Genomic DNA, 19,368 nt, shown 5'->3' with positions numbered 1-19,368 from the left:
TTGATTTTCGTAGGAGCGAGCTTGCTCGCGAACCAGGCTCCTTGTGACATAGACGCGGTGGGACACTCCGCCCCCTCTCCCTAACCCTCTCCCTGAAGGGAGAGGGGACCATTGGGCAGACGCTGGTGCTCCTGAGTCAGCCGGCAACACCGAAAGCTACCGGCTGAAACCATCACTTCTCTCGGCACGGACAAGCCCCCTCTCCCTTCAGGGAGAGGGCTGGGGAGAGGGTGCTCTTTGAGCCAAACACCAAGCCGCCTGTTGTTCGCGAGCAAGCTCGCTCCTACGAAAGCGCTCCCGCCTCAGCGCCCACTCCGCGCTGCCCGCGTCGTCAGCAGGTACACCGGCACCCCGGAAATCAGAATCAGCAACGCCGCATAGGGCGCCGCCGCCGCATATTCCAGCGTCGACGTATGCACCCACACCGCCGTAGCCAAGGTCGTCAGCCCCGTGGGCCCGAGCACCAGGGTGGCGGTCAGTTCCTTCATGCTATCCAGGAACACCAGCACGAACCCCGCCCCCATGGCCGGCGAGATGATCGGCAGGGTGATGCGCAGGAAGGCGCGCAGCGGTGTCTGGCCCAGCGTGCGGGCGGCTTCTTCCAGTTGCGGCGAGGCCTTTTCCAGGGCCACGCGGATCGGCGCCTGGGCCAGGGGCAGGAACAGCAGGGCGTAGGCGATCAGCAGCAGCGCGCTGGTCTGGTACAGGTCCGGCACGTAGTGCAGGGCGAAGTACACCAGCGACAGGGCGATCACCAGCCCCGGCAGGGCCTGCAGCAGGTAGGGCAGGCGTTGCGCCCAGCGCGCCAGCGGGCCGGGGTAGCGCACCACCAGGATGCTCACCGGCAGCGCCAGCAGGCAGCCGAGCAGGGCGCCGCCGAAGGACAGCGACAGCGACGACAGCAGTGCCTGGCCGATCTCCAGCAGCGGGAAGGCCGCCGAGGCGCCGGTGAGCAGCCAGTAGCCGAGCATGGCCATGGGGATGCCGGTGCCGATCACCACCAGCGCCACCAGCAGCAGTTGCAGCGGCCATTTCCAGGCGTGCAGGCGCACCCGCTCGGCCTGCCGCGCGCTGCCCTGGCCGGTGCGCACCAGGCGGCCGCGGCCGCGCATGCGCAGTTCCAGCCACAGCAGCAGGAAGCACAGCGCCAGCAGCACCGAGGAGAGCATGGCCGCGGTGGCGTTACTGAACTCCAGTTCGAACTCCTGGTAGATCGCCGTGGTGAAGGTCTGGAAGCGCAGGATCGACAGCGCGCCGAACTCCACCAGCATGTGCAGCGCCACCAGCAGGCTGGTGGCGGCCAGGGTCGGGCGCAGCAGCGGCAGGGTCACCCGCCAGAACACCTGGCGGCGCGACACGCCGAGCATGCGCGCGCTTTCCTCCAGCGACGGGTCGAGGTTGCGCAGGGTGGCGGCCAGCGGCAGGTACACCAGCGGGTACTTGGACATGGCCATGACCAGCACCGCGCCGCCCAGGCCCTCGTAGGCCGGGCTCAGCGACACCCAGGTGAAGCTGCTGACGAAGGAGGGGATGGCGAACGGCAGGCACAGCAGCACGTTCCAGTAGCGCCGCCCGGGCAGGTCGCTGCGCTCCACCAGCCAGGCGCAGGCCAGGCCGAGCAGGGCGCTGAGCACGGTGACCAGCACCAGCAGCTTGAGGGTGTTGCCGAACAGGCGGAACACGTAGGGCCGCCAGAGCAGTTCCCAGGCCAGGTGCCAGCCCGAGTCCCAGGCCTTGGCCGCGACGTAGAACAGCGGCAGCGCCGCCAGCAGGGCGAGCAGGAGCACCGGCGGCAGCAGCCACAGCGGCGCCTTGCGCCCGTGGCCGCCGCGGGCCTGGACCACGGGCGCGGCGATGGACATCAGTTCAGGCCGACGTCGCGTTCGAGGTCCAGCGCGTCCTTGGCCTCACCCATGTCGGCGGGGCTGAGCTGCGGTGGGTTCAGCTCGGCGAACGGCTTGAGCTGCGGGTCGGCCTGCATGCCTTTGCGCAGCGGGTATTCGGCGGACTGGCTGAGGATGGCCTTCTGGCCCTCTTCGCTGAGCATGAAGGCGACGAACTGCTGGGCCTCCTGCGGATGCTGGCTGGACTTGAGCACGGCGGCGCCGGAGACGGTGACCAGCGCGCCCGGGTCCTGGTTGCCGAAGAAGTACAGGCGCGAGTTCAGCTCGCCCTTCTCCTTCTTCAGGGTGTACCAGTAGTAGTTGTTGATCAGCGCCATGTCGACCTCGCCGTTCTCCACGGCTTTCATGGCGGTGACGTTGTTGGTGTAGATGCCGCCGAAGGCCTTCAGCCCGGTGAGCCAGTCCTCGGCGGCATCGCGGCCCTTGAGCTTGATCACCGCGGAAACCTGTTCGAGGAAGGCACCGCTGGTGGGGACGAAGCCGAAGCGCCCGGACCACTGCGGGTCGGACAGGTCCATCAGGCTCTTGGGCAGGTCCTTCTCGTCGATCTTCTTCGGGTTGTAGGCCAGCACCCGGGCGCGGGCGGTGATGCCCACCCAGTCGCCCTTGCCGCCGGCGTTCTGCGCCTCGACCAGGGCCAGGGTACCGGCGTCCAGCGGGGCCAGCAGGCCGGCGCCGGACAGGCGCATCAGCGGCGGCGATTCCTCGGTGTAGATGACGTCGGCCGGCGAGCGCGCGCCTTCCTCGGTGATCTGGCTGGCCAACTGGCCGTCGCCGCCCTTGCGGATCTTGACCTGGATGCCGGTCTTGTCGGTGAAGGCCTTGGCGATGGCGATGCCGGTGGCGGCGTGCTGGCCGTTGTACAGGGTGAGGGTGACCGGATCGGCAGCGGCGTGCAGAGACAGGCCGCCGAGCAGGCAGGCCAGGACAGCGCCCTTGACGCCGGCGAGCAGACGAACAGACATGGAAACTCCCGTGGTGTCGCCAATGAGAATGCAAGCCATTATATGTAACCTGGCCTTTCCGGCCAAACTCCATAGCCTGCTCATGAATGCCGCCGCCGGCTGCGCGCCGGCGGCGGGGGCGCTCAGGCCGGCTCCGCGGCCTCCTCGGCCGTGGCGGCGGGGTGGTCGACGGCCAGTTCGCGGCGGCGGATGAACTTCCAGTCGGCCTCGTCGATGTAGATGCCGTTGGGCCCGCTGCCGCCTTCCAGGTCGATGGCCACCTGCGCCGAGACCTGCGGCTTGACGCTCGCCAGGATCGGCACGAAGCCCAGCTGCAGGCTGGTTTCCAGCAGCGCGGCCTGGTTGCGTTCGTCGATGTCGGCGGCCTCGTCGAGGTAGTAGGGCAGGCGGATGCGCCCGGCCTGCTCGCGGTCCATCAGGTGCAGCAACAGGTACATGTTGGTCAGCGCCTTGATGGTCATGGTGGTGCCGTTGGAGGCGGCGCCGTCGATGTCGGTGTGGACGATCGGCTGGCCGCCGACCTTGGTGATCTCGAACGCCAGCTCGAACAGGTCCTTCAGGCCCAGCTGGTTGTTGTTCGCCGCCACCAGGCGCGACAGGTAGTCCTTGGCTTCCTCGTTCTTCGCATCCTGCTCGGCGCTCTGCGTCAGGTCGAACACCGAGAGGTTCTCGCCTTCCTCGTACTGGCCGGCGCTGTGGATGATCTGGTCGATGTGCTTGAGCGCTTCCTTGTTCGGCGCCAGCACGATGCGGAAGCTCTGCAGGTTCGACACCTGGCGCTTGTTGATCTCGCGGTTGAACAGCGCCAACTGGTGCTCGAGGTTGTCGTAGTCGCTGCGGATGTTGCGCAGCGTCCGGGCGATGTCGGTCACGGCCGCGCGCCTGGCCTTCGCTAGAGTGAGGGCCTCGTCGGTGCGGTGCGCGTAGGCGTTGATCAGCAGTTGCAGGCGGCGCTCGGGGTCGTCCTCGCTGTCGAACTTGGCCACGCCCTTCAGGCGCACCTGGGCGTACAGCGCCTCGATCTGGCCGTCGATGCGCTGCAGTTGCTGCCAGGTGTCCTGGTAGTCGTTGAGCAGCGGCAGCAGGTTGTCCAGGGAGTCGTCCACCGGCTCCATGAACGGCGTGCCGAACGGCAGGTCGGCGGGCAGCAGTTGGCGGCGGCGCAGAGCGTCGTCGAGGGTGCGCTGCTTGGCTTCCAGGTCGGCCAACTGGCGGCCCACCAGTTGCAGCTTGGCGGAGAGCTGTTGGACGCGCTCGGTGAAGGCGTCGGCCGAGCGCTTGAGCTCGTCCTGGGTGGCTTCCAGCTGCGCGAGTTTTTCCAGCTTGGCCGGTTCCTCGGCGCTCAGCGTCTCGCTGCGGCGGAAGTCTTCCAGGGCCTTCTGCGCGTCGAGCACGTCCTGGTACAGCTTGTCGGCCTGGGCCTTGCTGGCATTGCGGTCGGCGGCCACGGCCTGCTGCGTCCTGAGCTGCTTGAGCTCCTTCTCCAGGCGCTCCTTCTGGTCGCGCAGGGCGGCGCGGTCGGCCAGGGCCTGCAGCGCCGGCGGCTCGATGTGCGAGAGGTCGATGGCAAGGCCCGGCACTTCGAAGCGCTCGCCCTTGAAGGCGTCGAGGATCTTCTCGACGCTGCCGACCCACTGGCCTTTCTCGTCCAGGCTCACGCCCTTGTCGCCCAGCGGCAGGCTGAACAGCGCGCCGTTGAACAGGCGCATCAGGCGCTCCACGTCCTGCTGCGAGAACTCCTCGCGCAGGCGCGCATAGCTGTTGTTGTCGGCGTGTTCGAGCTGCTGGCGCACGCTCTTCACGCGCTTCTCCAGATCGCGCACGCGCTCGTCGAGGTCCTCGCTGGAGAACTGCCGCGAGTGGGCCAGGGCGCCGGCCAGTTCGTCGTGGGCGTCCTTGGCGGCGAGCAGCTGCTGCTCCAGGACCTTGGCGTCGTCGACCAGGGCGAAGCGGTTCTTCAGCACCGCCAGCTCGCCCATCCAGCGCTGGATCTCGCTGATCTCGCGCTCCAGGCGCATCAGCTCGGCGGTGCCGCCGCGCTGTTCGTTCTGCAGGCCGTCCTGCTCGCTGCGGTAGTGCTCGGCCTGGATCACCAGCTCTTCCTTGCGCGCCCCGGCGTAGTCTTCCCAGGTGCCCAGCAGGTTGTCGAGCAGCGGCGAGAGGCGGTGCATCTTGCCGCGCAGGAATTCGCGCTGCTGCACGCCGTTGGCCAGCGCCTCGACCAGCGGGCCGGCGGCGACCAGGGCCTGGTAGTCGCCCTCCATGCGGCGCACGTCGCGGAAGGCTTCCTCGCAGGCGGCGATGTAGTCGACGCTGCCCGAGCGCAGGCTGTGCTCGAAGGCGTCGAGGAACAGCTGCTTGAGCTTGGCCGCGGTGATCTCGCGCATGTGCAGCAGGTTGATGAACAGCGAGCGGAAGGTCTTCAGGCTCTGTTCGCTGGTGGAGCGCAGCGGGATCAGCGTCAGGTCCAGCGGCACCGAGGTGTGGCCGCCGACCAGCAGCCGGCGCAGTTCGTCGGGCTTGAGTTCGTAGGCCTTCAGGCCGGCGCGCTCCAGGCTGGCATACAGCTCGCGCAGGCGCAGGCAGGTGCCGTTTTTCTGGTAGTGCTCAAGGTCCAGCTCGCCCTGGTAGGCGAAGAACTGGTGGCCGAAGCCGCCGCCCGGGCCGCGCCCGCCGCAGCCGATGACGTGGCGACCGTGGGGCAGTTCCAGCTCGATGAGGATGTAGCTGGTGTCGGTGGCGAAGTAGAACTTGCGCGAGGCTTCCAGGCTGTACTTGCCGAAGCTCATGTCCGACATGCGCGCCAGGATCGGGAACTGCAGTGCGTTGATCGAGGCGGACTTGCCGAGGTTGTTGGCGCCGTACACCGACAGCGGCTGCTCCAGGGGGAACACGCCGAGGCTGTAGCCGGCGGTGTTGAGCAGGGCGAAGCGGCGAATGCCGTAGCGTTCCTGGGTCATGCCTGGGCCTCCATGTCGGCTTGTTCTTCGGCGATGGCGCGGGCGAGGGCGTCTTCCTCGCTTTCCGCTTCTTCAACCAGCGGCGCGGCCGGCTCGGCGGGCTCTTCCAGGCTGACGATGGGCTCTTCGTCCTCCTCGGCCAGGGCCGGGGCGACGTAGGCCAGGTCCTTGGCGTGCAGGCTGGCGGCCAGGTCGCGGTCCTGCTGCACCGACAGGCAGACGTCGAGGAAGCGGTGCACAGGCGGCAGGAAGCGGTACACGCCGTTGTCCTCGGCGGCGAAGCCGAGCTGGGTCATCCGCCGCATGACCTTCTCTTCCAGTTCCTCCTGGGTGGTCACCTCGGCCTGCAGGAACAGGTCGCGGTACTTCTCCAGCAGCGGCGGCAGCTCGTCGCGGCCGATGCTGCCGCCGTCGAGCACGGCCAGCGGGTCGCGGCCCTGATCGGCCAGGTGCTCCACCAGGATGAAGGTGAACAGCGCCAGGCGCTGGGCGGTCTTGTTGACCTGGGCGCCGATCTGCTCGGGCACGAAGTAGTAGAAGCCGCGGGTGTCGCAGACCAGCTCGAAGCCCAGCGAGCGGAACAGCGCGCGGTACTGGTCCTGCTGGTTGGACAACTGGCTGTACAGCTCGGGGTCGCGGCGGCTGATGTGGAAGCCCTTGAACAGCTCGCGGAAGATGGGCCCGAGCTGGGTCAGTTCGGAAAGATCAATTTGCATGGGGTTCGCTCGCTTTGTCGGCCTTGCCGCTCGGGGCGGCGAGCAGGGCGAAGGAGCACAGGCTGACGCTGTGCTGGGCGGTATCGTAGTCGCGGCGCTCCAGGCGCTCGCGCTGGAAGCGGCCGTCGCGCGACAGGCGCGAGAACCAGTAGAGCAGCTCGTCGGTGGCGCCCTCGGGCTCCTGCTCCAGCAACCAGACCATCAGGTCCGGCAGCGGCAGGGCGGCCTGGCAGCGCTCGAGCATCTCCCGCGCGGTGCGTGGCGCGTTGCGCGGGCCGTCGCCGCCGCGCTTGCCGGTCGCCTTGGGGAAGTGCGCGGGCTTGGGCTCGAAGCGGGCCAGGGCGAAGACGTAGCTTTCCACCTGCGAGGCGCTGCCGAGGAAGGTGCTCTGCGGCCGGGTGAACAGCGGCAGGGAGGCCTGGGGCACGGCGTCGATGCCCTTGCGGCGGATCACCGACAGGGCCAGGGCGGCGCCGCGGGTGATCGCGTTGTGCCGGCGGGCCTCCTCGCGCAGCGGCAGCAGCAGTTCGCGGGCGCGGCGCAGGGTGAGCTGGGCGGTGGTCTGCATCTCCAGGATGCGCGCGTGGGTGCGCAGCAGCTGGTCGTCGTCCACCAGTTGGCCGAGGCGCTGCTGTTCGCCCAGCAGGCGCAGCAGCACCTGCTCGACGCGGCGCACGCCCTGTTCGAAGGCGCCGTCGGCGGAGACCAGCTGGATCATCGGCTCGACGTACTCGTCCCAGGTCGCCAGGACCTCGGCGTAGCGCTGGCGCAGGGGAATCTGCCGGTCGCTGGTCTTGGCCCGCTCGGCCACGGCGATCAGCGCCTGTTCGTCGTTGGCCAGCTTCTTCAGCACGTCGCGCACGCGCATGTCGAGCAGGCGCAGCTGGCGCGCCAGGTCGTTGCCGTCGCGCACCTCGAAGGCATCGCGGATGTAGCCGGCCAGGCGCTCCAGGTGGCGCAGGTAGGCCTCGATCTCCAGGCACAGGCCCAGGCGATGCTCGTGGCGCAGGTAGGCGAGGAAGTCGTGGATCTGGGCGTTGAGCTCGAAGCGGTTGGGGCTCTTGGCCACCGGCACCAGGATGTCCAGGCGGATCCACTGGTCGAGCAGGGCGGTGACGTCCGCCGGGCTGCCTTCGGGCAGCTGCGCCGTGAGTTGCAGGCGCAGCTCCGCCAGGGCCAGGGTGCCGCTGTCGAAGCGCTCGCAGAGCGGTTCGAGCAGGGCCCAGTGTTCGGCGAGGGCGCGCAGTACGCGTCGGGGGTCGATCATCGGGTAGCCGCTGTTGACGGGTAAAGGGGGCGATTGTACTGCAAAGGTCCGCCCGCGGCGGAAGGGGTGACGAAACGCGGCAGTTTACGCCGTGAGGGATGTCGCCACGGCTCTGAAAAACGGCGTTAACCCCCTGAAATTCCTGGCATGTTTTCTGCCAGTTGGCTAACAGCCACTAGCCAATTGCCGCCATGACTTACGACGCCGCACTCGCCAAGGCCCGCTGGGCCGAACTGGAGCGCCAGGACGACCTGGACTGGGACCTGGACGCCATCACCGACCGCAGCGAGGCCATCGACTTCCTCAGGCGCTTCGAGAACCGCCTGTGCATCTATTCCTCCTACGTGGAGAAGCTCTACAGCAACTACAGCTTCGTGATCCCCGAGAGCCAGGAGGGCGGCATCACCATCCTGCCCAACGAGCAGGCCTGGTTCGACACCTTCCACGACATCCCTGCCGACGCCGTGGAGCCCACCGGCATCCACATCCTGCCCGGCGAGACCATGGGCCACAGCGGCCTGTACCTGAAGATCCCCGGCGAGCACCGCCTGGTGGGTTCCGCCGAACTGCCGTTCCAGGACGGCCTGAAGCTGCTGATCCGCCGCTACCGCATGCGCGACGAGCCCTTCCTGCCGGTGCTGGTCAAGGGCGACCTGCGCGAGTACGAGGCGCGCATGCCCTCGCTGCACCTGCACCGGCTGAACAGCGCGAAGCTGCAGGCGCAGTCGCGGCTGAACCTGGAGGCCATAAAAGGCGCCATCGCCGAGCACCTGATCGGGCTGTTCCGCCACGGCTGACGCGGCTGTTACGCCGGTGTGACCTTGGGTAACACGGCGGCCACCTGCCAGCAGGCGATTCTCGACTATGGGTCGGGCCACGATGGCCGGCGACTCCCTATAGTGGCAGACAGGGCTTTTGCCCCTTGGTCGGCGAACGAGAAAAGAACAAGAGGTGGCCATGGCCAGCAGCCGTATCAGCCTTTCGCGCCCCGCCCGCATTGCGCTGGCGGCCGGCGCCTGCCTTGCCTGGATGGCCCTGGCGGCGCGCGCCGACATGGTCGCCCTGGACGACGAGCAGCTGTCCGACGTGCAGGGCGCCGGCATCGGTTTCGTGGTGGACAACGCCATGATCGACGGCAGCAAGGCCACCACCAACATCACCGGGCTGAAGGACCCCAACGGCAAGGATGTCTCCATCGCGGTGCGCAACCTCTACCTGGGCGCCACCGGCAGCAACCACGGCAGCAACCTGCAGCCGGTGACCATCGGCCGCCTGACCTATCCCTTCAAGCTCAACCTGGCCAAGGGCTCGGTGCTCACCACCCAGCTCGCCGACGGCCGCGTGGTCAACACCCTGCCCAGCGACGCCGACGTGCTCGAACTGGCCTTCCCGCCGCTGATAGCCAACAACGCCGGGCAGCCCTGCATCAGCGGCTACGCCGGCGCCGGCAGCGGCTGTTCGAGCCGCGCCAGCGAGAAGGTCGACCTGGGCGCGCGCTTCGACTTCACCGTGCCGGTCAGCGGCGGCACCCGCACCGACGTGCTGGCCCTGGACTTCCAGGACCTGGCGATGGACGGCAGCTACCTGCGCCTGTGGGGCTCCAGCGCGCGCAGCCAACTGGTCGGCGAACTGCGCCTGAACCTCTACGCCAAGACCCTCGACATCCTTTCCTGCGCCGCGGGCAACGCCAACTGCGCCAGCGCGGCGGAGAAGGCCGCGCGCAGCGTCTACCTGACCAACGCCTACGCCAGCGTCGCCCTGGGCTACGGCAAGTCCCAGCCGCTGCTGCTGTCGGTGACCGCCGACGGCAACTTCACCTTCGAGCTGCCCATGCTGACCGCGGCCAACGCCGCGGACTTCTACGCCAACGCGCCGCGCACCAGCCTGGTGATCGACAACCTGAACATCGGCGGCACCCGGGCCTCCTACGGCGCGGTGCCGACCGGCGGCGTCAACCTGGGGCGCAGCGAGCTGTCCGGGTTGAGCTTCAACTACCTCAAAGTCACTTCCCACAACCTCTGACGGAGCACGGCACGATGAGCTTTCCACCGCTGCTTCCGCCCCGCCGCCGGCTCCGGGCCGCCGCCGTCGCCCTGCTGGCGATGCTGGCTGGCCCGCTCGCCCAGGCGGAACTGCGCACCCTGCCGGACGACGACCTCGGCCAGGTGGTTGGTCAGGACGGCCTGAGCCTGGGCGTCACGGTCAACATCCAGAAGACCCCCAGCATCACCCGCTGCCCGGGCGGCTGCGGCGCGCGGGTGGCGATCCAGCCGGCGGGCAGCGGCAACAACTTCCTGGTGCTGGACAACATCAGCGGGACCTTCAGCTTCGACGAGGTCACCGTGGACATCCTCTCCATCAACAGCGGCTTCGGCGGCGACGGCGCGGCCTTCAACCGCCAGGTCCTGCGGGTCGGCCTGAAGGACGTCAACTTCGACAACATCAGCCTGACCCTGGCCGGCGCCAACAAGGCCCGCAGCACCGACGCCGGCCTGGTGCAGACCGACCTGCTCAGCGCCCGCGTCGACGGCGTGCTGCACGTGCAGGGCAACCTCAACCTGTTCCAGGTCCCGGCCCGATGAGGGGAGCGCCCATGGCCGGGACCAAGCTCCAGGGGGAAAACCCATGACGTTCCTTTCCATACGGCGCCTGCTGCTGGCCAGCCTGCTGCTGTGCCTGGCCGGCGGCGCGAACGCCGAGCTGCGGGCACTGAGCGACAGCCAGCTGTCCGACGTCACCGGCCAGGCCTTCATCAACCTGGCCACCGACGCCGCCGCGGGCATCAACTACACCCGCCTGAACATCGGCGCCACGGTGGAAACGCAGCTGAACATGAACAAGCTGCAGCTCGGCCTCTACGACCGCGCCGGCGAAGCCGCCAACAGCGCGGACATCTCCATCAACAACTTCGCCCTGGGCACGGTCAACAACCAGACCGGGCAGATCAACCCCTTCACCATCGTCGATCCGTACGTCGAGTTCGCCTACGACGGCAACAAGATGGTCGGCGTGCGCATCGGCTTCAACCAGGCCAAGGGCGTGCTGTCCGGCGACATCCAGTCGCTGACCGGGAACATTCCGGTGCACATCAAAGGCACTGCCGACGCCATCTACAACAAGGCCACGGTAGGGCAACAGCTGCTGCTCGGCCTGGCGGGCATCTACCGCAGCAGCACGGTGGAGGCGGATGCCGGCCTGGTCACCTCCGGCGGCGCCAGCGACCCGGTGCGCGGCACCTACGCCGGCATGACCAACGGCTCGCAACTGGACTGCACCAATGGCTGCGTACCGCTGTGGACGGACATCGTCACCGGGCTGTTCACCTCCAACAACTGCGCCATCCTCGGCATCACCACCTGCTTCAAGCTCAGCCAGTTCCAGTCGCTGCCGGTGGGCGACCTGAGCCAGGCCGGCCTGGCCGGCGCCGCCAAGGGCTTCTTCATCTCCCTGCAGAGCCAGGACGTGCAGTGGCGCGACATGGACACCGGGCAGATGATCACCGCGCTCAAGGGCGCCTTCATGAACATGCCCAAGTACCGCGACGCCAACGGCAACCTGGTTTCGCCGATCAACATCGACTTCAACCAGGCCTTCAACGGCATCCCTCGCCAGGACACCTGCGTCGGCATGAACAAGGGCTGCTGAGCGGCCCATCCGCCGGCCGGCCTTTCCGTCGGGCGCGTTTCACGCGACAATTCCGCTCCGTTGCGTTTAGCCCTGCGCCCGCAGGATGCCCACAGGTACAGGACTCTTGATCGAAGAAGCCCGCCGCCGCGCCTATCTCGGCGCCATGCAGGTCGCCTCCTGGCTGCCCCGCGTGGTGCTGCCCTTCGCCGCGCCTTCGCGCCCGCAGCTGCTGGAAGTACCGGAGCCCGTCCAGGCCCCGGCGCCCAGCGCCGCGCCCGAAACCGCCGGCACGCCGGCCGCCGCGCCGGAGAAACCGACGCCGACGCCCGAGGCCCGGCCCTCGATCCCGGTGGTGGTGCCGCGCCCCGCCGCCCAGGCCCGCCCGCCGGTGGCCGCCGAGGCGCCTGCCGAAGCCGAGGCGCCTGCGCCGCGCGCGCCGGTCGAGCCGCCGCCGCGTTTCAGCCTGCAATTGCTGCGCGCCGGCGCCTGTGCGCTGCTGGTCGAACTGCCCACCGGCGAGCCCCTGGCCAGCCGCGACCCGGCCTACCTGCTGCTCAAGGACCTGCTGCGCGCCGCCGGCCTGCCGGACAGCCCGCAACTGCTCGGCGAGCCGGTGCGCTGGCCGCTGCTTTCCGGCGGCAACATGGACCAGGGCCCGCAGGCGGCCCGCGAGTTCGTCCAGGGCTTCGTCGCCGCGCGCCTGGAAGACAGCGGCCCGTGCCGCTGCCTGTGGCTGGTCGGCCGGCCCGCCGTGCGCTTCGCCGGCGAGGCGGACGACGAGGCGATGCTGCGCGAGCTGCAGATCGAGGAACTGGGTGTGGCCTGGGCCATCCCCGGCCTGGAGCGGCTGAGCGACGAACCCGCCCTCAAGGGCGAGCTGTGGCGCGCCATGCGCCGGGTGCGCCAACGCTGGCTGGACCAGGACGCAGAATGACCGACGCCATTTCCTTCCGCCCGATGACCGAGGCGGATCTCGACGCCGTGCTCAAGATCGAATACGCCGCCTTCAGCCACCCCTGGACCCGCGGCATCTTCACCGACGGCCTGAAGAGCTACGACTGCTGGCTGATGTTCGAAGGCACCCAGCAGGTCGGCCATGGCGTCATCCAGATCATCCTCGACGAGGCGCACCTGCTGAACATCACGGTGAAGCCGGAGAGCCAGGGCCGCGGCCTCGGCCTGCGCCTGCTCGAACACCTGATGGCGCGGGCCGGCGAACTGGGCGCGCGGGAGTGCTTCCTGGAGGTGCGCGAGACCAACCAGAGCGCCTACCGCCTGTACGAGCGCTTCGGCTTCAACGAGATCGGCCGCCGGCGCGGCTACTACCCGGCGGTGGGCGGGCGCGAGGACGCCCTGGTGATGGCCTGCACGCTGCTCGACTGACCGTCATCCAGGCCATATCCGGCCGCCGCGCACAGGCGTAGGCTGGGCGATCAATAACAAGAACAAGGTCGCGACATGAAGCCAACCGCTGCAGCGGCGGCGCCTGCCCGTCGTCATCCGCTTCCCGCCTCACATGCCGCCGGCGCGCGGCAGGAGGGCGTCCATGTGTGACACCCTCGTCCTGCGCGCCGACGGCTGCACCTGGTTCGCCAAGAACAGCGACCGCGAACCCTCCGAACCCCAGCGCCTGCTGCGCCTGCCCGCGGTGCGCGGCGATACGGCCAGGCAGATGCGCGCCACCTACCTGGAGATTCCCCAGGTCGCCGACCGCCATGCCGTCATCCTCAGCCAGCCCGCTTGGCTGTGGGGCGCGGAAATGGGCGTGAACGAGCACGGCGTGGCCATCGGCAACGAAGCGGTCTTCACTCGCCTGGTGGACCAGACCGGCGAGGCGCTGCTGGGCATGGACCTGGTGCGCCTGGGCCTGGAGCGCGGCGCCAGCGCGCGCGAAGCCCTGGAAGTGATCACCGGCCTGCTGGAACGCCATGGCCAGAGCGGGCCGGCGGGCTTTCGCAACAAGCGCCTGCGCTACGACAACAGCTTCATCATCGCCGATGCCGGCGAGGCCTGGGTGCTGGAAACCGCCGGCCGCCTGTGGGCGGCGCGGCGGGTGGAGCGCTGCGCCATCTCCAACGCCCTGAGCATCGGCCACGAATACGACCTGTGCAGCCACGACCTGCCGGCCCACGCCCGGCGCCTGGGCTGCTGGAACGGCCGCGGCGACTTCCACTTCGCCCGCGCCTTCGACGGCCGTCTGCTGCCCTGGGTGGCCGGGGCGCACCAGCGCCGGCGGATGAACCAGGAGTTCCTCGCCAGTTGCCCGCGCCAGCCCGGCTGGGAGGCCCTGGTGGTCGCCCTGCGCAACCACGGCCGGCGCGACCACAACTTCACCCGCCACGACAACCGCCAGGTGTGCATGCACGCCGGCAGCTTCTGGCGTCCCTCGCAGACCACCGCCAGCCTCATCGCCCGCCTGGGCCCGGACGGCCCGCGCCTGGCCGCCACCGGCACCTCGGCGCCGTGCCTGTCGCTGTTCCAGCCGCTGGGCTTCGAGGCGGCCGCCGGCGCTAGCCTGCTCAGCAAGGCCGACGAGCCGCTGGAGCAATCCCTCTGGTGCCGTTTCGAAGCGGTGCACCGCCGCGCCCTGGTGGATGCCGAATTCGCCGCCGCCCTGCGCGCCGGGCACGCCTGGCTTGAGGCCGAGCAACTCGCCGCGCTGGACCGCCGCAACCCCGACTGGGCGCACCTGGCCGCCGAAGCCGAGGCCTGGCATGCGGCCTGGCAGCAACTCGCCGGGCAACTGGAGCCGCGCCTGCCGCGCTGGTGGCGGCAGCACGCCACGCCTTGAGCCATAGTGCTTGTCAAAGGCCGTCGGCGTTACGTAAGGTGCGCCAGCCGCAGAGGAGGAGCCACCATGAGCGACCTGGAACAACTGTTCGAGAACAACGCCCGCTGGGCCGAAGCAATCAATCGCGAGGACCCTGACTTCTTCGCCAAGCTGGCCCGCCAGCAGGCACCGGAATACCTGTGGATCGGCTGCTCCGATGCGCGGGTGCCGGCCAACGAGATCGTCGGCATGCTGCCCGGCGACCTGTTCGTCCACCGCAACGTCGCCAACGTCGTGCTGCACACCGACCTCAACTGCCTGTCGGTGATCCAGTACGCGGTGGACGTGCTCAAGGTGAAACACATCCTGGTCACCGGCCACTACGGCTGCGGTGGCGTGCGCGCCTCGCTGCAGGACCAGCAGTTCGGCCTGATCGACGGCTGGCTGCGGACCATTCGCGACCTCGCCTACGAGTACCGCGACCACCTGTCCCAGTTCGCCAGCGAGGAAGAGCGCGTCGACCGCCTGTGCGAGCTGAACGTCATCCAGCAGGTGGCCAACGTCAGCCACACCACCATCGTGCAGAACGCCTGGCATCGCGGCCAGTCGCTGTCGGTGCACGGCTGCATCTACGGCATCAAGGACGGCCGCTGGAAGAACCTCAACGTCACCGTCAGCGGCCTCGACCAGCTGCCGCCGCAGTACCGTCTGCGCCCCATGGGCGAGGCCTGAGCCGCCCCGTGCCGGTCGTCCGGCCCGCCTCGCCGGGCGCGCCGGGCAGACCGAAGATAGGGATAGGTGACTGACGAAGAGGCGAGCATGCGCGAACTCTGCGTGATCCCCGGCGACGGCATCGGCCGCGAAGTCGTGCCGCCGGCCGTGGCCGTACTGCAGAAACTGCTGCCCGACCTGCGCCTGCGCGAAGCAGAGGCGGGTTGGGACTGCTTCCAGCGCCACGGCACCTCGGTGCCCGAAGCCACCCTGGAAGCGCTGCGGGCATGCGGGGCCGGGCTGTTCGGCGCGGTGTCCTCGCCCAGCCACAAGGTGGAAGGCTACCGCAGCGCCATCCTGCGCCTGCGCCAGGAACTGGGCCTGTACCTCAACCTGCGCCCGGTGCGCACCTGGCCGGCGGTGTCGCCCCACGCCGGCGTCGACCTGCTGATCCTGCGCGAGAACAGCGAAGGCCTGTACAGCGGCCGCGAGCACTGGGAGGCCGACGGCGTGGCCATCGCCGAACGGGTGATCAGCCGCGCCGCCTGCACGCGCCTGGCCCAGGCCGCATCGCGCATCGCCCGGCAACGCCAGGCGCGGCGCATCACCCTGGTGCACAAGGCCAACGTCCTGCCGCTGACCTGCGGCCTGTTCCGCGACACCTGCCGCGACCTGCTGGCCACCGAAGGCTGGGGCGACGTGCTCGACGAGCGCCTGGTGGACGTGGCGGCCCTGCAACTGGTGGAGCGCCCGGAAGCCTTCGACCTGATCGTCACCAGCAACCTGTTCGGCGACATCCTCTCCGACCTCGCCAGCCACTGGGGCGGCGGCCTGGCCCTGGCGCCCTCGCTCAACCTGGGCGAGCAACTGGCCCTGGCCGAACCGGTCCACGGCAGCGCCCCCGACATAGCCGGCAGCGGCCGCGCCAACCCCCTGGCAGCCATCCTCAGCGCCGCCATGCTGCTGCGTTTCCACTGGCACGACGAAACCGGCGCCACGCGCATCGAGTGCGCGGTGGAAAGCTTCCTGCGCGAAGAAGGCCACCTCGACCACGGCCTGGAAACCACTCGCGTGGTGGGTGAAGGCGTCCTGCAGCGTCTCTAGGGCTAGCCCAGCTCGGGATGGTCGGCCAGCCAGGCCGCGCAGCCGCTGCCCACGGCCAACAAGGGCAGCACCGTCAGCATCGCGCGCAATCCTCCGCCCATGGGCAACCCCTGGACGAACAACGTCCATTCCTGGGCCGCCAGCCCGAGCAGCAGGGAAAGACAGACCACGATCAGCGTGCGGACGAGATAACGCATACAAACGCCCTGAAAAGCGGGAAAAAAGAAGCCATCGCCCGCTCGGAGCGGGGGCGGGCAATGGCTATGGGAGGGCAGGAAATGGAAGAACCTGCGAAGGCAAAGGTAGCGCCCGGGGATAACATTAGCTAGCTAACGAATGCGCGAAGGAGTTTTTCCCGGGGTGAAACAATTCGGGTATCTGGAGTGGGAGCCGATGGGCGGGGCTGCGTCCTACGGCATGCCTTCGCCCGTCATTACAGGAGTGGGGGAGGGGGCATACCGCCGTTGCGGCGAATTTCGGGGCACTCTTCGATCATCATGGGATGCGCTATTGCCCGGAAGTCTTGGAGTCCACCATGCATCCTTTTCTCCTATGCCCACAACAACCTGAAGAAGAAGCTCATCGAAGATGTTGTCGGTGGCGAGGATTTCATCGTGATTTCTCGTCGAGATGCGCCGGATGCCGTGCTGCTTTCGCTCGATAGCTTCAACGGCCTGATGGAAACCGTCCATCTGCTGAAGTCCCCAGCCAATGCCGCCCGCCTGGCGCGTTCCTTGGCTCAAATGGAGCAGAGATAGTGGATTGCCACTGAGGGAGCTGGACCATGACAACCAACTGCATGCGCCCCATTCATCCTGGGGAAATCCTGCGTGAAGAGTTCCAGCAGGCGCTGGGGATAACTCCGGCCGCTCTGGCTGGCGCCTTGAACGTGTCGGTCCCGACTGTCAAAGACATTGTCCGCGAGCGCCGTGGCGTCACTGCGGATATGGCTATTCGGCTGGGCCGCTACTTCGACACCTCAGCCGGGTTCTGGATGAACCTGCAGAGCCAGTACGAGCTAGCGACTCACGGTTAGAACTACTGGCTCGATGAAAGTATCAGGATGACTCCGAACTCCCAGCGCCTAAGGCTCTCGGGAAATCCGTAGGGGCATAACGCCGATGGCGTTATCCGCCGAATCGCGGACAGAGTCCGCTCCTACGGTTCAGGGAAGCATGGGCGTAGGAGCGGACTTCGTCCGCGATTGGACTTGCCGGCCACGCCAGCCGTCCAGATGGCACTACGTGTTCAGGATGACTCTGGAGTTTCCGACAGCTCCGAACGGCCCCCTCTCCCTCCGGGAGAGGGGGGAGAGGAGCAGAGCCAGGATTAGGCGCCTTGGCTGAACCAACGCATCGCTTAAATGAACGTAAGCGCTCCACAAACCCCATCTTCCTTTGACGAGGCCGTGTGATCAGGATGCGTTTGCCGTCGGGCAATTCCACGGCAACAGTGCTTCGTAATCCTCAACACTCTGTGCCGCTGGCAGGCGATCGAGGATATGGCGCAGCCAGGCGTAAGGCTCCTGCCCATTGGCCTTGGCAGTTTCGATCAAGCTGTAGATCTGCGCGCTGGCCGTGGCGCCCTTGGGCGTGTCACTGAACAGCCAGTTCTTGCGGCCGATGACGAACGGGCGGATGGCATTCTCGGCACGGTTATTGTCGATGGGCAGATGCCCGCCTTCGACATAGCGCACGAGCCTGTTCCAGTTGCTGGCCAGGTAGTTCACCGCTTTGCCCAGAGCGGTCTGCCCAGCGACCTGTGGCTGGGTCTTGTCCAGCCAGACCTTGAGCTGGCCGAGCAGTGGCAGGCTGTGTTGCCGACGGGCCGCCAGGCGTTCGGTATCGTTGGCCTCTTTCAGATCACGCTCAATGCCGTAGAGCTTGTTGATCAGGTTCAGCGCCATGTCGGCACGGCCGGTCTTGCCCTTGGGCTGCACCTTCTGCGCTTCGACGAACTTGCGCCGTGCATGCGCCCAGCAGGCCAGATGCTGGATTCCTTCCTGCGTGGCCACGGCGTTGTAGCCGGCGTAGTCGTCAGTCATCAGGTGGCCGCGATAGCCATCGAGCAGGCGCAGCGGCACGTCCTGCGCGCGGCTGGCGCTGTAGTCGAAGAGGACGATCGGTTTGTCCGGTGGGCCACCACTCTGCACCCACATCCAGGATTGCGCAGTGGGATCGCGTCCCGGTTCGTGCAGCACCTGCAGACGGGTTTCGTCGCAGTGCAACACGGGATAGTCGAGCAGTTTGTCACGCATGAGGTTGAGCAAAGGCTGCAGCTGCTCGCCCGTCTGGATCACCCAGCGGGCCAGGGTCTGGCGGGGGATGTCGATGCCGTGGCGACTGAGCATCTTCTCGAAGCGGTACAGCGGAATGCCGTCGACATACTTGGTGGTCAGCAGCATCGCCAGCACGCTGGGGCTGGCCAGGCTTTTCTCGATCAACTGGGCGGGTTTGTCGGCAGTGCTCAGCGCGCTTTCGCAGGCCTTGCAGGTATAGGTCTTGCGGACATGGCGAATCACCCGCACCTGCATCGGGATGATGTCCAGCTGTTCACTGGTTTCCTCACCGATGGCCTGCTTGCGGCTGCCGCATTCGCAGGTCAGCTCGTGTTCGGGTAGCTCGTGGATGACGTCGACACGCGGCAGGTTCGCCGGCAGCGGCTTGCGTTTGCCACGACGCTTGGCTGGCGCAACGACCGCTTCGGTTTCACTTGGCGCGGCAGCCGCGTCGATCAGCTCTTCAGCCTCGTTGAACATGGCCAACTGTGGTGAGTCGGCATCTTCAGGGCTGCGCTCGGATTTAGGCGAGAACAGCTTGTGGCGCAGCAGGGCGATCTGCTCCTGGAGTTGCGCTACCTTTCCGTGCGCCAACAGCAGCATCTGCTTGAGCAGGACAGGGTCGTCAGGAAGGGTGTCGGCACCAATTTTCATGGCGCCGGATTATACCGATTCAGGCCACGAAGCGCGGCGTCAGCACCCTGTGCGGCCGGTTGCGCCACAGGTCGATGCCGTCGAGCAGCCAGTTCAGCTCATCGACCGTCAGTTCGATGGTCTCGTCACCAGCATCGGGCTTGGTCTTGAACCGCTCGGCCTCCAGGCGCTTGAGCCAGAGGCAGAAACCATTGCGCTCCCAGTAGAGGATCTTGACCTGGTTGCGGGGGCGATTGAGGAAGACAAAGAGCACCGGGTTGAACACTTCCACCTTGATGTCTAGCTCGACCAGGGCGGCCAGGCCGTTGATGGATTTACGGAAATCAACGGGCTTGGGGTAGAGGTAGACCTTCTGCACCTTGGCATCGGGACGCATCATGAGGACTAAGCTCCGGTAAAAACGGGAGATCAG

19 protein-coding genes are annotated in these 19,368 nt (G+C 67.7%); 11 read left to right on the top strand and 8 right to left on the bottom strand.

From position 1 onward, the window contains the following. Window positions 1-302 precede the first annotated feature (302 nt). The 5 genes from RN02_RS06505 to mksB all read right to left on the bottom strand — a co-directional run bounded on the left by RN02_RS06505 (window position 303) and on the right by mksB (window position 7,812). Complete coding sequence (locus tag RN02_RS06505; RefSeq protein WP_043313694.1) at window positions 303-1,862, bottom strand: ABC transporter permease; 1,560 nt, start codon at window positions 1,860-1,862, stop codon at window positions 303-305. After that, window positions 1,862-2,869, bottom strand: a complete 1,008-nt coding sequence (locus tag RN02_RS06500) for an iron ABC transporter substrate-binding protein (protein ID WP_043313692.1) — start codon at window positions 2,867-2,869, stop codon at window positions 1,862-1,864. The genes RN02_RS06505 and RN02_RS06500 overlap by 1 nt, the downstream gene beginning before the upstream one ends. Before the next feature lie 122 nt (window positions 2,870-2,991). Then, on the bottom strand, window positions 2,992-5,829 hold the full coding sequence (mksF, locus tag RN02_RS06495; RefSeq protein WP_043313691.1) for an Mks condensin complex protein MksF: 2,838 nt from the start codon (window positions 5,827-5,829) through the stop codon (window positions 2,992-2,994). Then, entirely contained in the window at window positions 5,826-6,545 is a 720-nt protein-coding gene (gene mksE / locus RN02_RS06490; RefSeq protein ID WP_009617400.1) for an Mks condensin complex protein MksE, read from the bottom strand. The genes mksF and mksE overlap by 4 nt, the downstream gene beginning before the upstream one ends. Next, complete coding sequence (gene mksB / locus RN02_RS06485) at window positions 6,535-7,812, bottom strand: Mks condensin complex protein MksB (protein ID WP_009617402.1); 1,278 nt, start codon at window positions 7,810-7,812, stop codon at window positions 6,535-6,537. The genes mksE and mksB overlap by 11 nt, the downstream gene beginning before the upstream one ends. Before the next feature lie 191 nt (window positions 7,813-8,003). Here mksB and RN02_RS06480 point away from each other — a divergent pair, with 191 nt between their 5' ends. The 9 genes from RN02_RS06480 to RN02_RS06440 all read left to right on the top strand — a co-directional run bounded on the left by RN02_RS06480 (window position 8,004) and on the right by RN02_RS06440 (window position 16,024). Next, the gene (locus RN02_RS06480; RefSeq protein ID WP_009617406.1) at window positions 8,004-8,609 is read left to right on the top strand and encodes a hypothetical protein; all 606 of its coding nucleotides are present in this window, start codon (window positions 8,004-8,006) and stop codon (window positions 8,607-8,609) included. Between the two features lie 160 nt (window positions 8,610-8,769). Continuing rightward, window positions 8,770-9,834 (top strand): hypothetical protein, encoded by a 1,065-nt coding sequence (locus tag RN02_RS06475; RefSeq protein WP_052267659.1) that lies wholly within the window; start codon window positions 8,770-8,772, stop codon window positions 9,832-9,834. Window positions 9,835-9,848: 14 nt separating this feature from the next. Further along, the gene (locus RN02_RS06470) at window positions 9,849-10,394 is read left to right on the top strand and encodes a DUF6160 family protein (protein WP_009617412.1); all 546 of its coding nucleotides are present in this window, start codon (window positions 9,849-9,851) and stop codon (window positions 10,392-10,394) included. A gap of 43 nt (window positions 10,395-10,437) precedes the next feature. After that, a complete protein-coding gene (locus RN02_RS06465; protein WP_052267658.1) occupies window positions 10,438-11,457 on the top strand; it encodes a DUF6160 family protein in 1,020 nt (339 codons plus the stop codon). 106 nt (window positions 11,458-11,563) lie between these two features. Further along, window positions 11,564-12,373, top strand: a complete 810-nt coding sequence (locus RN02_RS06460) for a hypothetical protein (protein WP_043313690.1) — start codon at window positions 11,564-11,566, stop codon at window positions 12,371-12,373. Continuing rightward, the gene (gene rimI, locus RN02_RS06455; RefSeq protein WP_009617416.1) at window positions 12,370-12,822 is read left to right on the top strand and encodes a ribosomal protein S18-alanine N-acetyltransferase; all 453 of its coding nucleotides are present in this window, start codon (window positions 12,370-12,372) and stop codon (window positions 12,820-12,822) included. Before RN02_RS06460 ends, rimI begins: the two co-directional genes overlap by 4 nt. A 163-nt stretch (window positions 12,823-12,985) precedes the next feature. Then, window positions 12,986-14,230 carry a C69 family dipeptidase gene (locus RN02_RS06450; RefSeq protein WP_043313687.1) on the top strand — a complete coding sequence of 415 codons (1,245 nt, stop codon included), beginning with the start codon at window positions 12,986-12,988 and terminating at the stop codon, window positions 14,228-14,230. Between the two features lie 66 nt (window positions 14,231-14,296). Next, window positions 14,297-14,941 carry a carbonate dehydratase gene (gene can, locus RN02_RS06445; protein ID WP_009617419.1) on the top strand — a complete coding sequence of 215 codons (645 nt, stop codon included), beginning with the start codon at window positions 14,297-14,299 and terminating at the stop codon, window positions 14,939-14,941. A gap of 87 nt (window positions 14,942-15,028) precedes the next feature. Then, window positions 15,029-16,024, top strand: a complete 996-nt coding sequence (locus RN02_RS06440) for an isocitrate/isopropylmalate dehydrogenase family protein (protein ID WP_043313685.1) — start codon at window positions 15,029-15,031, stop codon at window positions 16,022-16,024. A gap of 2 nt (window positions 16,025-16,026) precedes the next feature. On the opposite strand, the gene RN02_RS06435 is transcribed toward RN02_RS06440, so the two are convergent. Next, window positions 16,027-16,221 (bottom strand): hypothetical protein, encoded by a 195-nt coding sequence (locus RN02_RS06435; protein ID WP_009617424.1) that lies wholly within the window; start codon window positions 16,219-16,221, stop codon window positions 16,027-16,029. 300 nt (window positions 16,222-16,521) lie between these two features. On the opposite strand from RN02_RS06435, the gene RN02_RS06430 reads away from it, so the two are divergent. Next, window positions 16,522-16,782 carry a type II toxin-antitoxin system Phd/YefM family antitoxin gene (locus RN02_RS06430; RefSeq protein ID WP_052267664.1) on the top strand — a complete coding sequence of 87 codons (261 nt, stop codon included), beginning with the start codon at window positions 16,522-16,524 and terminating at the stop codon, window positions 16,780-16,782. Window positions 16,783-16,808: 26 nt separating this feature from the next. Continuing rightward, window positions 16,809-17,060, top strand: coding sequence for a HigA family addiction module antitoxin (locus tag RN02_RS06425; RefSeq protein WP_043313683.1), 252 nt, complete (start codon window positions 16,809-16,811; stop codon window positions 17,058-17,060). Between the two features lie 378 nt (window positions 17,061-17,438). Here the strand turns inward: RN02_RS06425 and tnpC are convergent, their stop codons facing one another. Then, the gene (tnpC, locus tag RN02_RS06420; RefSeq protein WP_082033731.1) at window positions 17,439-18,956 is read right to left on the bottom strand and encodes an IS66 family transposase; all 1,518 of its coding nucleotides are present in this window, start codon (window positions 18,954-18,956) and stop codon (window positions 17,439-17,441) included. A 19-nt stretch (window positions 18,957-18,975) separates the two neighbouring features. Next, a complete protein-coding gene (tnpB, locus tag RN02_RS06415; protein WP_043313681.1) occupies window positions 18,976-19,335 on the bottom strand; it encodes an IS66 family insertion sequence element accessory protein TnpB in 360 nt (119 codons plus the stop codon). Window positions 19,336-19,368: the final 33 nt, after the last annotated feature.

Source organism: Pseudomonas sp. PI1 (genome assembly GCF_000812405.1).
Taxonomy (GTDB): domain Bacteria; phylum Pseudomonadota; class Gammaproteobacteria; order Pseudomonadales; family Pseudomonadaceae; genus Pseudomonas; species Pseudomonas citronellolis.
Note: the sequence above shows the minus strand (reverse complement) of the source record. Positions and strands in the feature narration are given on the sequence as shown.

Bases quoted from the DNA above. Each gene is read 5' to 3' on its own strand.
- RN02_RS06505 (WP_043313694.1), bottom strand. From the start codon at position 1,862: ATGTCCATCGCCGCGCCCGTGGTCCAGGCCCGCGGCGGCCACGGGCGC.
- RN02_RS06500 (WP_043313692.1), bottom strand. From the start codon at position 2,869: ATGTCTGTTCGTCTGCTCGCCGGCGTCAAGGGCGCTGTCCTGGCCTGC.
- mksF (WP_043313691.1), bottom strand. From the start codon at position 5,829: ATGACCCAGGAACGCTACGGCATTCGCCGCTTCGCCCTGCTCAACACC.
- mksE (WP_009617400.1), bottom strand. From the start codon at position 6,545: ATGCAAATTGATCTTTCCGAACTGACCCAGCTCGGGCCCATCTTCCGC.
- mksB (WP_009617402.1), bottom strand. From the start codon at position 7,812: ATGATCGACCCCCGACGCGTACTGCGCGCCCTCGCCGAACACTGGGCC.
- RN02_RS06480 (WP_009617406.1), top strand. From the start codon at position 8,004: ATGACTTACGACGCCGCACTCGCCAAGGCCCGCTGGGCCGAACTGGAG.
- RN02_RS06475 (WP_052267659.1), top strand. From the start codon at position 8,770: ATGGCCAGCAGCCGTATCAGCCTTTCGCGCCCCGCCCGCATTGCGCTG.
- RN02_RS06470 (WP_009617412.1), top strand. From the start codon at position 9,849: ATGAGCTTTCCACCGCTGCTTCCGCCCCGCCGCCGGCTCCGGGCCGCC.
- RN02_RS06465 (WP_052267658.1), top strand. From the start codon at position 10,438: ATGACGTTCCTTTCCATACGGCGCCTGCTGCTGGCCAGCCTGCTGCTG.
- rimI (WP_009617416.1), top strand. From the start codon at position 12,370: ATGACCGACGCCATTTCCTTCCGCCCGATGACCGAGGCGGATCTCGAC.
- RN02_RS06450 (WP_043313687.1), top strand. From the start codon at position 12,986: ATGTGTGACACCCTCGTCCTGCGCGCCGACGGCTGCACCTGGTTCGCC.
- can (WP_009617419.1), top strand. From the start codon at position 14,297: ATGAGCGACCTGGAACAACTGTTCGAGAACAACGCCCGCTGGGCCGAA.
- RN02_RS06440 (WP_043313685.1), top strand. From the start codon at position 15,029: ATGCGCGAACTCTGCGTGATCCCCGGCGACGGCATCGGCCGCGAAGTC.
- RN02_RS06435 (WP_009617424.1), bottom strand. From the start codon at position 16,221: ATGCGTTATCTCGTCCGCACGCTGATCGTGGTCTGTCTTTCCCTGCTG.
- RN02_RS06430 (WP_052267664.1), top strand. From the start codon at position 16,522: ATGGGATGCGCTATTGCCCGGAAGTCTTGGAGTCCACCATGCATCCTT.
- RN02_RS06425 (WP_043313683.1), top strand. From the start codon at position 16,809: ATGACAACCAACTGCATGCGCCCCATTCATCCTGGGGAAATCCTGCGT.
- tnpC (WP_082033731.1), bottom strand. From the start codon at position 18,956: ATGAAAATTGGTGCCGACACCCTTCCTGACGACCCTGTCCTGCTCAAG.
- tnpB (WP_043313681.1), bottom strand. From the start codon at position 19,335: ATGATGCGTCCCGATGCCAAGGTGCAGAAGGTCTACCTCTACCCCAAG.